Below are 12185 nucleotides of genomic sequence, written 5' to 3'. Positions count from 1 at the left end.
ACCACCGCAAACGGCGACAACGCGGACTCGGCAAACTCACCCCAATCGAGTTCGAGACAATCAACCAGACCGCACTCGCGGCCTGAACCCATCAACACCGCGAGTCAACCAAAGCCGGGGCAGTCCCGACCGCTGGTTCGCTCCAGAACGAGCCCTCCGAGCCGTCCAGAGCTGTCGGGATGTAGGCGTGGTTGGCGTGCACACCGCGCGTCATCGCGACATACAACTGTTGCCGGGATTCGCCTCCGGTGAGCGCGATATGGCAGGTATCGGCGGTGATTCCTTGCGCGGAATCGATCGTCGCCGCGTACCCCAGACGCACATGCGCGGAGACATAGTTTGCGGGCAGCCGCACAGTTTCGCCGGGTTCTCCGCGACCGGAAAGCTGGTGTGTGGCGGTCAAACTGCCGTCGTCGTGCACGGCGGTGACGGTCCAGGTGTAGCCGTTGCGCACCCAATCGTGCGCGCCCAGGCGCAGGCGAGGGTTGTTGCGGCGCGTGCGGATCGTGTCACCCACCGACGCGGCGAGCCCGTCGGCGAGGGCGCATTCCGCTCCTACCACTGCGCTGGCGCGGGCGATCCGGTCGGCGCGAGCGCGGGCATTCAACGGGGTCACGACCTCGTGGGTGGCGGCCAGCATGATCGCCTGGCGCCCGGCGAGGTGATCGGTCCTCCACGCGGTGTAGGCGTCATCGTGGGTCGCGCCGTGATGGCCGCCGTGTACACGTCCGTTGTCCAGATACCAGCCCAAAGCGGCCGGATCGCCCTCCCGGAGTTGCAAACTCGCGGTCGCTTCCGCCGATGAGGCGAACCGCACAACATGGGTCAGGGTCAAGGTTTGGTCGGGGGCGGCGGCGTGCATGTCGGCATCGGCGCCGCCGGCTTCGATCGCGGGCAGCTGGTGATCGTCGCCGATGCACCGCACCGTCGCCCCGCGTCGGGCCAAGAATTCCAGCAGGCGTAGGCGTTTGTGGTTGCCGAGCTTGACGTGCTCGTCGACGATCACCAACGTGTCGGCGTCGATTTGCAGCACCCATTCCGGCAGCGCGGGCGGCGCGTCCCGCTCGAAAGCGGGGTTGTCCGGGTGCGGGGTGTGGCGAGTCAGGACGTCGAGGAGTTTGTCGACGGTTTCCACTCGGGCACCGATCGACGTGCCCAGTTCCGCGGCGGCCGCGGCGGTGGGCGCCAGGCCGAGGACCTGTCCGCCGCTGGTGTGCCATGCATTGGTGAGCACCCGCATGGCGGTGGTCTTTCCGGTTCCGGCGGGGGCGTTGGCGGTGTGCACCCGCAGGCCGGAGGTGGCGAAGCCTTCGATCACACCGATCTGCCCGGCGTTGAGCGGCCGATCCGGATGCGCGGCGTTGTAGGCGCGCACCGCATCGGTGACCGTCTGCGGCGTGAGCTGGCGGGCGCCGGACCGCACCGACAGCTCGATCAACGCTTGTTCCACCGACAGAACCCGCGTCGAGGTGTACAGCTGCGAGCCCGCTGCGGTGTAGACGCTGGTGCCGTCACGGCGGCACAGCACTTCGGGCACGTCACCGAGTTCGGGCGCATCCGCGATGTCGGGATCACCGAGTGCGATCGAGTGCGGGGACGAGAGCGCTTCGGTGACTACGGCTTCGGTGACCTGTTCCCAGTCCGTCGCCGGCACGCGACCGCGGAGCTGCCGTTCGGCTTCGGCGCGAATATTGGTGGCCCGCCACGTGGTGCGATGCTCTGACACCACCTCCAGCACTCGATCAGCGGTGCGCGTAATCCACTGCGGCGAAGGCGCGATCCGGGGTAGTCGGGGCGGGTTCAAGGCCGCGGAGACCATCTGGGCGAGTGCGTCGCGGCTGCCGAGCAGCGCGATCGCCTCGGCGCGCCATGTCGCGCGTTGCTCGGCCAGGGAGCGTAGTTCGTGCTTGGCGGGGCGGGTTTCCAGCGTGGCGCGCTCAGCGAGGTCGAACATCTCGGTGGGAATGGGTTCACGCCCGAACCGCTGCTGGAATTCTGCGGCGAGTTCGCCCAGCCGCACGGTGATCGCGGTGTCACGCCGCGACCATGCCTCGATCAACTGTCCCGAGATTCCGTGGATTTCGCGGATCGGACGTTTGGACGGATCGGCGGTGGGGCGTTCGGTGAACTCGACGCCGACGAGCCGGTCGAGGTGATGCTCCAGACGGGTGTTGTAGATCTCGGAAACGGTGACCAGCGCCTGGTAGATCGCCGTGCCGTCCAGGGTGCGCCACTTGCCGTCCAGGGTGCGAACCCGGTTGGGGATAACGACGTGGGTGTGCAGGTCCGGGTCCCCGGCGCGGGAGTCGCGGTGGGTGAACCGCGCCGCGACGATGCCCTCGACATCGACCTGGCGCACTCCGTTGCGACCCAGCCGGGTGAAGATCCCGTGCCGCTCCAACCACTCGAGAGCGTCATCGATCGCGGCCTGGTGGGCGGCTTCGATCTTCTCCGCGATGCCCCGTGGCGCGAGTGCCCACAGCACCGACACCGACTTCACCGGCGAAAAGGTGATGTCGAAACCCGCGACGGCGGTGCTGTTCGGGCGCGAGTTCTTCGCCACCCACCCCGACAACTCCCGCGCGTCTTGCGGCGCGCGACCGTACTCGTCGGTGAACATATCGAACGCGACACGGGTCCGAATCCGCGCCCGTTCCGCATCAGGAATAGGCGCGTGCAGGTCTGATCCGTGCGATGAATTGTGTTCTTCGAATGCCTTCCTGCATCGTTTTCGGAACTCGGAAAGCTCCGTATAAACCCGAAACGGGTGACCCAAACGCGACGCTTTATCGGCCGCGCGCGTCGCATCTTTGAGCTTCGCGCCCAACGAAACCTGCTTGTCGAACACCGCAGCTTCGATCTGCTTGGCGTTAGGGTGGCGACCCAGTCCGAACAGGGATTTCATCTGTTCTTCGGTCACCTCCTCCCCGGCAGTGAGGCCGAGCGCGGGCAATCCTGTGCCGTACCAACACCCCGGATACTCACCTTCAGCGGAGTAGTAATCGGCCAAACTCGACCGGCCGCGGGACGTGACGTCATACGCGGCGACATTTCGCAGGTAGTACTGGAAGCCATTGCCTGCGACGACTTTATGAATCGTCGCGGTCATACATCCATCAAGGCATGTAATAGCGTTCAGCGCTAGGGCTGGATTTGACTATTTTTCTGTCAAACTCAACAAAACCCAGGTCGTTACCAAAACGTTACCCTCGATGCAAGAGGTCTGCTTGAGAAAAGAAGTGAAAGAGCGAGGAGGAGATGGGTGCGGTTGGTGTGCGGGTATGAGGGGAGCCAAAAAGTGGGTGTGAATGATGGTGCGTAGGTGGACGGGGTGGGAGTTGGTGCGGCGGGGTTGGTTGGTCGCTGTGGGTGGTCGGTCGTCGGGTCTGGTTGTTCAGTCTTGTGGCCGCCACAGGTGCAGGGCGTCGAGCGGGGCGAGGTCGGGGTCGAGGGTGACGGCGGTGAGGGTGTCGCCGTGGCAGGGCTGTGGTGCGCACCAGCAGCCAAGGACGTGCCCGGCGAGTTCACCGCGTCGCAGGCAGGTGAGTAGGTCGACGCGTTGGGCGAGGTGGCGGGCGTGGGTGGTGATGACGTTGTCGCGGTTGCCGTCGCGTCCGATGATGTAGGGGTTGCCCCAGTCGCTGGTCCGGTCGATGCGGACGAACACTTCGTGGCGTCGCGCCCAGTCGATCAGGTGTGCGTGTCCGCTGTCGGCGCGCATCGACACCACGACCGGGGTTCCGGCGGCGAGCAGCTGTTCGAGTTCGGTGATGCCCAGCTGTGCGGGATCGATGTAGTGAGCCATGGTGAGGTCTCCTTCCGGTTCGGGTGCTCGGATCGGTGCAGTGTTGTCTGCGCGGGTGCGGTGGGGGATATGTCCTCGTCGGGACCGCGCTACCCCTGGGCCTGGCCCGATCACTCGAAGCGGGCCGCAACGACGGTGAGTCAGACGGGCGGGGTGGGGACGGGCGACCATCCGACCGATGCGCAGGCGTAGTGGCGGTCGTCGAGTCCGACGAGGTCGCCGACCGACAGTGACCGAAGCCCGTTGCCGCACCTGGACTCGGGTCGGGCGGGTTGCGAGCGCGGCGTCGCGCAGCGCTGAGAGGGCGCGGCGCGCTCGGTTCGGGAGTCGATGCACGTGGTGGTCTTGTCTGGTCGGGGGTGGTGGACCGGTCCGCCGCGGGAGGGTGACACCGCGGCGGACCGGCGAACACAGGGAGGGAGCCGAGCAGGGGCGGGTCAGGCCACCGCTGCGGTGCGGCGGGTGGCGGGCACGAGTCCGAGGTCGATACGGCAGTCGGTGCAGTAGTTGTCGGCGTGCACGATGCCGTTTCGGGCGCAGGCGTCGCAGCGTCCGATGCGCTGCCCGGCCCCGAGCGCGGAACCACTTCGGCGCGGCCGTCGCGCGGCGGTGGGGCGGGGTGCGCGTTCGGGCTGTTCGAGGTTTATCGCCATCCACCGGGTGATCAGCCGCCAGGTCGGTCCGGTGTTCGCTGCGGCGGCCCGCACCCGATCCAACAAGGCCCGCACCTGGGTGGGATGGGCGGCGGCGATGTAGGCGCAGCGGGATTCGACGAAGGTCCGCATGCCGAACCCGGCGGGCAGTACGGGGATGCCGGGATGGCCGTCGGCGCGGCAGACATCGCAGAGCCCGTCGTCACTCGCCACCCCGTCGCGGGCGTGCAGGGGGCGACGGTCGCTGGCAGGCCGGTCGATCCAGCAACCGACGCACGGCCACCCGAGATACGGGGTCATCGCGGCGAGGTCGTAATCCAGGCCCGAGCCCTGCCAGGTGGACTCACGGACGTCGAGTTCGCTGTAGGGCAGATATTCGTCGCGGTCGCTGGGGACCGGGAGCCTGGTGCGGCGTTCGGCGAAGCGCGACTGGTCGGCCGGGGTGATCCGCGGGGGGAACTGCGGCCGGGTGCGGCGGGCACGCGCCCCGCGCGACCGCGACGACAGCTCGGGCTCGCTGCTGTGCTCGCGCAGGAACTCCCGGGCCGCGTCCTCGAGACCGGCGTGACGGCGCTCGACCGCGATGTGGCGTTCTGGGAGCTCGGGGGCGAGCAGATGCCGGTCGGCTTCGGTGTAACACTCGGCGACGTGCAGGAAGTAGGAGCGGTCCCACAACTCGGCCTGCACGTGCGCCCACAGCTGCCCGGCCTTCTTCCGGGGCTCGGGCACCGGCGGGGTGCGGTCGTCATCGACCGCGGTGTCGATGGCGTAGAGCCGCCGCGCGGCATAGCCCGCGTATTCGCGGTGGCGGCGTTCGGCCACCGCGAGGTCACGCTCGCGGTGGCGCAGACTCACAGCCCCGATGGTGGGGGCGGGGATGCGGGCACGGCGCGCGGCGATCGCGACGGGCTGGTAGCGGGCGGCGTCGGTCACGGCGCTGGGGGTAGCGGTGTAGCGGTCGCGGGATCGGCGGTCGCGGATGGAGCGGCGCACCCATTCGGCGGCCTCGATCGACAGATCGGACTGGGCGGGCAGTTCGGGCCGGTACAGACCCGGGTCGCCCTCGGCGGTGTGATCGACGATCAGCGACCGGAGTTCGGGGCGGGACTTGGCCATCCATCCGAGCTGACGCGCGGCGGTCTTCCACGGCGCGCGGGTCAGCATCTCGGCGGCGCGGTCGAGGAAGGCACGCTCGGCCGGAGAGGCCAGGGCCAGCACGGCGGTGAAGCGTTCGCGCGCGGCGTCGGGATCGGTGTCGAGCAGGTATTCGATCTCTCCGAGCGCGGCGGTGAAAGGGGAAACGGTCTCAGCGGCTTCGGTGACGATCTCGGTGACAGAGTCGGTGGTCTCGGGTGCGTTCAACGTTGCGGTCATCACTGATTCCTGTTCTGTCGTAGAAACAGCCCAGCCCCGCACCGGACGCACGCACGCACACGCGTACGTAACCCCGGCACGGGGCTGGGCGGCTGGTCGTCTGACCCGCCTGAGTGCGGCCGACCAGGGTGGGATCCCGACACGGCGGAGGGAACGCGCCCACGCGGGCGGCTGCGAATTCGTGCGCTGAGCGCACCGACCAACGCGCACGATGGGACGTCGCGCGGGCGAATTCGGTGACGCCCGGGCGCGGGCCCGCAGCCGTGGCGGGATCACGGCCTGGTAGCACTCAGCACGGCGGGGCAGACGACCAGACGATCAGCCCACACCCACCGAAACCCGACCGCTCGAGCGATCAGCCGTGGCGGCCCAGCGAATCTCTGGCCACCACGATTCGCCGGGGGATCGGGATCAGAACGCCGGATCTTCGACGGAGCCACCGCCGAAGGAACCCGCGCCGTTGAACGCCCACGGGTTGTCGCTCCCGGCTCCCGCTGCCGCGCCCACGAGGTCTCGGGCACGGTCATCGCTGTCGGAGCGACCAGCCGCCGAGCGGCTGTAGCCATTGCCATCGCCGCCGACACCGGCGGGGCGAGAGACGCGGTTGACTTTTGCGGTGGCGTATCGCAGCGACGGTCCGATCTCCTCGACCTCGAGTTCGACCCGGCTGCGCTTGTCGCCCTCGGCGGTCTGCCAGCTGCGCTGCTTCAACCGCCCGGACACGATCACCCGCGCACCCCGGGTCAGCGTTAACGGAGCTCGTGCTCGAATGTCTTTGACGTCCAGATGGTTTGGATTTGGTCGCGAGTTTCTGCTACATAGACATCCGGTCTCGTGGTGTCGTTGTGGTGGAGGGTGAGGGTTGCTGCTTCGGGTGCAGCGGTTGCGTGCGTCGGATACGGGGCGGCGTTCGTTCACGGTGGTCGATGAGGCTGGGTTGCCGGTGTGGCCGGTCGAGGAGTTCTTGTCGCATTTGGTGGCGGTGGGTAAGGCGCCGAACACGGTGGAGGGGTACGCCTACGATCTGCGGGATCTGTTCGAGTGGCTGGGCCAGCGCGGGTGGGACTACGGCGAGCTGAGCGTGGAGCAGCTGTCGGAATCCTTCAGCTGGTTACAGCGACCGAAGAAGGCCCGGCGGCCGGGGTGCTCGTGCTGCCGGGCGGGCCGTCGGCGGTGGAGCGAACGACGTTGGTGCGTAAACGTTCTGCGGTGGCATCGTTCTATCGGTTCCACTCTCGGCGGGACGAGTCGGTGCCTGCCCTGCTCGGAGAGTTCTCGGGCCCGCGGCCCACCGGCGGCTACGTTCCCCTGCTCGCGCATACCCGGCGTCGTGGCGCCAACGTGGATTCCTTCAGCCCGATTCGCTTACACGCGCACCGCGCGCCTCCCAAGACGGTCACCGTCGAGCAGCAGACCGCAGTGCAGGACGCGTGTCTGCGGCTGCGGGACCGGTTCTTGATCGTGTTGTTGTTCGAGACGGGGCTGCGGCTGGGGGAGGCGCTGGGTTTGCGGCATCACGACCTGAAACTGCGTGCCGGTGAGGTGCATGTGGTGGCCCGGGAGGACAACGACAACGATGCGCGCGTCAAGGGGCTCAAGCCGCGGGTGGTGCCGGCGGCGGATGCGTTGTTCGATCTCTACGCGGAGTACATGGAGGTCGAATACGGCTCGCTGGACAGCGATTACGTGTTCGTGAACCTGTTCCGGCCGCCGATCGGTGCGCCGATGACCGAAGACAATGTCCACAAGTTGGTGGGGCGGCTGCGTGTCGTTTCGGGCGTGGACTTCTTCACTCCGCACGTCGCGCGCCACACCTACGCGACCCGGTTGCTGCGAGCGAAGGTGCGTATCGAGATCGTGGCGGAGTTGTTGGGGCATTCGAGTTCGCAGACCACGGAGACGACGTATTCGCATCTGACTGCCGAAGACCATCGCCACGCCCTCGTCGAGGCGGGAGTGTTGCAGAAAGGAACCAGTCGAGGGTGAGCACACCGCTGAGGGCCGATAGCGCTGCGGGGTTGTTGGAGCGGTTGATGCAGACGGTGACGCAGCCGTTTCGTGGGGAGGTGTTCTATCCGCCGACCGACAGTCGAGTCTTCGTCCAGGGTTTCTGCCGGATCCCGTCGTGCGGTATCGCGCTGAGCTATGCCTCCCGGAGACTGTGTCAGGGCCACTATCAGCGGTGGAAGATCGATGGTAGTCCCGAACTCGAAGAGTGGGCGGTGGCTGAGGATTTCGCCACCCGGGAGCGACGGACCGTTCCGGATTGCATGATCGGCGGGTGCAACCGGGCGGCGAAGTCGAACGGGTTGTGCCATCGCCATGCCGAGGCGTGGACGCGTTACGGCCGCCCCGAGTTGGACGCGTGGGTGGCACGCACGCTCTACTCGCCGCCGCGCGCGTCGATGGAGTCGGATTGCCAGTTCCCGGACTGCCCGCGATGGACCGACGGTCCGAGCATGAAACTGTGTCGCGCTCACTACGAGAGCTGGCGCTATGGCGGGCGAATGCCGTTGAGCGAGTGGTTCGTCCATGTCGAACGAATCCGTCATCCCCATGTCCGTCTGCACGATCTGAGCGGGGCGCTACGACTGGAGATCGGTTACGGGCTGCAACGTCGTCACGAGCAGGGACATCAGCACACCGCGCCGCGGGTGGTCACCAAAGCGGTCACCTGGATCCGCGCTGCCGGAGTGCACAGTCTGCTGGACTGGGACGATGCGCAGTGGAAGGCGTTCTGCCGCCCCAAGCCCGCGAACTACGACACCCTGTCGCTGGCGTTCATCAAGGACACCCGATTCGAGTTGCGGGCGTTGCTGATCGAGGCGGACCCCTGGGCCGATCAATACCCGCGCCAACAATGGGACCTCAAACACCTCGGACTGAACACCGACGCCGTCCGGCACCTTCGCTTCGGCGGCATCACACTGGGCTGGCTCAACGAACTGGTTCGGCGCTGGTGCCGATGGCGCCTAAACCGTGAGCTGAATCCCTCGACGGTCGCGATCAACATTCGAGCCTGCCGACTGCTGTCGGAATACCTCATCGAAGCGGTCGGGGAGCAGACAGCGCCGGCGGCGCTGACCCGCGCTCGCCTCGAGGGGTGGCTTGCCCAGTTGCAGACGAAAGTCCCCGATCCGGTCACCCGAGGCGCGATGATCGTGTCGATCAGCGCGTTCCTCGCCGATGTCCACCGCCACGAGTGGCAGCCGGAGTTACCGCGCAATGCGCTCATCTACGACGACATGCCCGAACGCCCGCACGCCAAGCCGCGCTTCATCGCCGAACACGTCATGCGCCAGATCGAATCCCCGCAGTCTCTGGCACAGTTCCCGTCGCCGGACGGCCGACTGATCGTCGAGATCCTCATCAACTGCGGGCTACGACTCAAGGACGCGCGCACTCTGCCGTTCGAGTGCGTCGTCCATGACGAGGACGACAACCCCTACCTGGCCTGGCTCAACCGCAAGATGTCGGACCGGCCCGCCTTCTTCCCCCTCTCCGACGAACTGGCAGGAAAGATCGTGGCCCAGCAACGGGCCGTGCTCGAACGGTTCCCGGCCGGATCACCGTGGTTGTTCCCCGCGGTCCACAGCAACATCGACGGCAGCCGACACGCCAGTAGCACTCGGCTGCGCAAGCAGTTGGATCGCTGGCTGCAACAGTTGGCACTCATCGATGAACACCAACGGCCGGTCCGGGTGACCTTCCACCAATTCCGGCACACGCTGGGCACCAGGCTGATCAACGCCGACGTTCCCCAACCGGTCGTCCAGGCCCTGCTCGATCACATGTCACCGACCATGACCGCGGTCTACGCTCGACTGCACAACGACACTCTGCGCGAGCACTGGCTCAAAGCCGTCAAGGTCGACGCAGACGGTCGCCCGGCGACGATCGCCTCCGATCATCCACTCGCCGACGCGGCATGGGCGAAGCTGAGCATGGTGCGCGCGAAAGTGACTCTGCCCAACGGCTATTGTGGCGCTCCGGTCCAAACCGATTGCGAATACGCCAATCCGTGTCTGGATTGCCGGTTCTTCATCACCACCACCGACTTCCTGGATCAACACCGCCGCCAACGCCAGGACACCCACCGGATGATCAGCGACGCCCAGGCCGCTGGCCTCGCCCGAGTCGTGGAGAAGAACACCCGTACCCTGAACAAACTCGACGCCATCATCGACGCGCTCGAATCCGTCGAGACCGGCCAGATCCTGGCCGGCGGAAAGGTCCAAGACCTCGATGTCGCCGGCTGACAACACCCGATACCTGCTGAAAGCGACCCAGCGCCGCAGCGAAGACGCTCGCCGCCGCGCCGAGGCCGCGATCACCTCCGCAGCCCGCCACCAAGACCGAGCGGTTACAGTCGCCGCTATCGCCAAGACTGCCGGAGTCTCACGATCGTGGATCTACACCCAACCCGACCTCGTTGACGCGATATCTGCTCTCCGGCAGAGGGATACGGTTACCGGCCACACAGGCCGGGCCTCGCTTGAATCGCTCCGGACCCGCCTGGAGGCAGCCGACAAACGCAACAAACAACTACGCCAGCAGATCACCCAACTGACCGAACAACTCGAAGTCGCCTACGGCGAAATCCGCGCCCTACGCAACGCGCAGCCACATCGACGGTCCGGCGACCGGATGGACCGCTCTCACTGGACCGGTGTTTGAGGGACTGTAATTTCCTCGGCTCTGTCCCATATTCGGTGGTAGCGGGTCTCACCCGAGGAGGATTCGGTGCCGAAGCAGCAGAAAGCCTGCGCGACCATACATTTGGCGCTTGATTAGCTTGGTTTTCGTGTTGACGCCCTCGGTCGGACCGCTGCTGTATGGCAGGGTCAAACCCGCGACCACGGCGTCGTGGTCCTGATCGAGCCCAGCAAGGAATGGTTCGAGCTCAACCAGACCGTCCTCGCGGACCTGCTTCATCCAGCCTTGGATCTCGGCGCCGCGGAGTGTGGTCATCACCTGCGCGAAGTCACCCACCGCCCCGGCGAGAGCGGTCATCTCAGGGCACGCGGCCAGCAGTTCGTCCAGGTGAGCGCGCGCCTCCGTAGGGTTCGCTGCTCGGATCAAAATCCAGCAGGTCACCCGGCGGGGCGAAGGCGTGATCCGGTCCCCGTCGAGACGGCCCTGATTGACGTACTTGTAGAGCAGGTTCAGGCCACCGGTGTAGCCCAGCTCGTTGATCTCGGCGACCAGCCGCAGCATCGGGACACCGGGCTCCGCGGCGCGGCGAGCCCGCAGATGATCGCGGTAGGCGTCCACCAGGCAGGCCCGATACTGAGGCGGGCGGCGCAGCCGCGTCGACACCGACGTAGAGCGCCGATTTCACGATTTTGACCCCAACTCTAAGCGCTTGTTGGGACAGTTATCGAGTACACACGGGCGGAGCCTCTGACCGCCGCATCGAACTGGCAGCTAGATCACGAACCGCGATTGCCCCAGGAGTACGAGATGCCAAAAGAATTTGACTTCACCGAACTGCTGGCACGACTACCGAAGTCTGAGCAGCAACGCGTAAGTGCATTGCTGAAGTCCACAATCGAAAGAGAGCTGATAGCAACGGCTGGCAAGGGGCTATCCCCTGGTGATGCTGGTGCGAACTTCGACAAGCAGCATGATCGTGGGCCGTTCTTCGGCAAGGACTTCGACAAACAGTCGAGCGATGTTGAAGATATGAAGCGCATCGCGCAGCTCGGCGAGGATGAGTTTCAGAAGTTTGCTGAACGGCTCAGTGTCCTTCGTGACAAGACTCCGGGCGGGCAATAAGGGAGCAATTGTCAATACTTGTGGGCCGATGATTTGTGCGGTGAGTTTCGTCATGAGGAATGGCCCGGTACAACGGCGCATCCCACCTCACTGGAGTTCTCGACGCGTGTAGCCGTTGTCGGGGATTTGCCCGGTTTTGCGGTAGTGGTGGAAGAGATGGCCTACCTCAGCCGGGGTGAAGACCTCGTGGGGATACACGGGGACAACGTGGGAGCCAGCGGTGATCTCGGTCGGTTCGGTGTCCCAGATCGGATCGTCGATCACGTGGCCTAGGGTGTAGACAGTAGCCCGTTGGCGTATCTCCACCGTGTAGCGACCACAGGAGCCGGCGGTCTGGATGAACTCTTGATGGTCTGACTGTTCTTCGTCGGTGAGATCGGTCACGGCTTTGCCTGGCGGGAGTGGCCACAGCACGAGCACGGACGGTTCGTCGTTGTTGGTGTCGCTAACAGATCAGTTCAGAATGAGTTTTCGGAGGCAGATGACCGCGCAGGCGAGGGTGAGTAGGGCTTGGTGGATGTCGGCGCGGCGTTCGTAGCGGATGCGCAGACGCTTGAACGCATGTAGCCAGGCGA

General features: G+C 66.0%; 10 protein-coding genes and 1 pseudogene. 4 read left to right on the top strand and 7 right to left on the bottom strand.

Annotated features, from left to right (window positions below):
• Positions 1–91: 91 nt before the first annotated feature.
• From mobF to GVY39_RS35505, 4 genes are all read right to left on the bottom strand, one after another.
• Positions 92–3109 (bottom strand): MobF family relaxase, encoded by a 3018-nt coding sequence (gene mobF / locus GVY39_RS33295; protein ID WP_159930823.1) that lies wholly within the window; start codon positions 3107–3109, stop codon positions 92–94.
• A gap of 285 nt (positions 3110–3394) precedes the next feature.
• Entirely contained in the window at positions 3395–3805 is a 411-nt protein-coding gene (locus GVY39_RS33290) for a DUF4326 domain-containing protein (protein ID WP_159930824.1), read from the bottom strand.
• Between the two features lie 437 nt (positions 3806–4242).
• The gene (locus GVY39_RS33285; protein WP_159930825.1) at positions 4243–5832 is read right to left on the bottom strand and encodes a hypothetical protein; all 1590 of its coding nucleotides are present in this window, start codon (positions 5830–5832) and stop codon (positions 4243–4245) included.
• Positions 5833–6243: 411 nt separating this feature from the next.
• Positions 6244–6561 carry a hypothetical protein gene (locus GVY39_RS35505; protein WP_236565801.1) on the bottom strand — a complete coding sequence of 106 codons (318 nt, stop codon included), beginning with the start codon at positions 6559–6561 and terminating at the stop codon, positions 6244–6246.
• Between the two features lie 480 nt (positions 6562–7041).
• Between GVY39_RS35505 and GVY39_RS33275 the strand changes: the two genes are divergently transcribed.
• The 3 genes from GVY39_RS33275 to GVY39_RS33265 are packed head-to-tail and all read left to right on the top strand — an operon-like array spanning position 7042 to position 10509.
• The gene (locus tag GVY39_RS33275) at positions 7042–7818 is read left to right on the top strand and encodes a tyrosine-type recombinase/integrase (protein WP_201295431.1); all 777 of its coding nucleotides are present in this window, start codon (positions 7042–7044) and stop codon (positions 7816–7818) included.
• A complete protein-coding gene (locus GVY39_RS33270; RefSeq protein ID WP_201295432.1) occupies positions 7815–10091 on the top strand; it encodes a tyrosine-type recombinase/integrase in 2277 nt (758 codons plus the stop codon). Before GVY39_RS33275 ends, GVY39_RS33270 begins: the two co-directional genes overlap by 4 nt.
• Entirely contained in the window at positions 10078–10509 is a 432-nt protein-coding gene (locus GVY39_RS33265; RefSeq protein ID WP_159930827.1) for a DUF6262 family protein, read from the top strand. The genes GVY39_RS33270 and GVY39_RS33265 overlap by 14 nt, the downstream gene beginning before the upstream one ends.
• Before the next feature lie 48 nt (positions 10510–10557).
• Here GVY39_RS33265 and GVY39_RS33260 read toward each other — a convergent pair whose 3' ends face one another.
• Positions 10558–11151 (bottom strand): transposase, encoded by a 594-nt coding sequence (locus GVY39_RS33260; RefSeq protein WP_159930828.1) that lies wholly within the window; start codon positions 11149–11151, stop codon positions 10558–10560.
• Between the two features lie 144 nt (positions 11152–11295).
• Here GVY39_RS33260 and GVY39_RS33255 point away from each other — a divergent pair, with 144 nt between their 5' ends.
• Complete coding sequence (locus GVY39_RS33255) at positions 11296–11610, top strand: hypothetical protein (protein WP_159930829.1); 315 nt, start codon at positions 11296–11298, stop codon at positions 11608–11610.
• 87 nt (positions 11611–11697) lie between these two features.
• Here the strand turns inward: GVY39_RS33255 and GVY39_RS33250 are convergent, their stop codons facing one another.
• On the bottom strand, positions 11698–11994 hold the full coding sequence (locus GVY39_RS33250; RefSeq protein WP_159989393.1) for a hypothetical protein: 297 nt from the start codon (positions 11992–11994) through the stop codon (positions 11698–11700).
• A gap of 69 nt (positions 11995–12063) precedes the next feature.
• A pseudogene (locus GVY39_RS33245) lies at positions 12064–12185 on the bottom strand (IS5/IS1182 family transposase); the annotation flags it as partial.

The sequence above is a fragment of the Nocardia sp. CY15 genome (assembly GCF_009829295.1).
Taxonomy (GTDB): Bacteria; Actinomycetota; Actinomycetes; order Mycobacteriales; family Mycobacteriaceae; genus Nocardia; species Nocardia sputi.
This window is presented reverse-complemented; position numbering and strand designations above follow the sequence as displayed.

Coding starts and splice junctions, on each gene's coding strand:
- mobF (WP_159930823.1), bottom strand. CDS start 3,109: ATGACCGCGACGATTCATAAAGTCGTCGCAGGCAATGGCTTCCAGTAC.
- GVY39_RS33265 (WP_159930827.1), top strand. CDS start 10,078: ATGTCGCCGGCTGACAACACCCGATACCTGCTGAAAGCGACCCAGCGC.
- GVY39_RS33285 (WP_159930825.1), bottom strand. CDS start 5,832: ATGACCGCAACGTTGAACGCACCCGAGACCACCGACTCTGTCACCGAG.
- GVY39_RS33290 (WP_159930824.1), bottom strand. CDS start 3,805: ATGGCTCACTACATCGATCCCGCACAGCTGGGCATCACCGAACTCGAA.
- GVY39_RS33255 (WP_159930829.1), top strand. CDS start 11,296: ATGCCAAAAGAATTTGACTTCACCGAACTGCTGGCACGACTACCGAAG.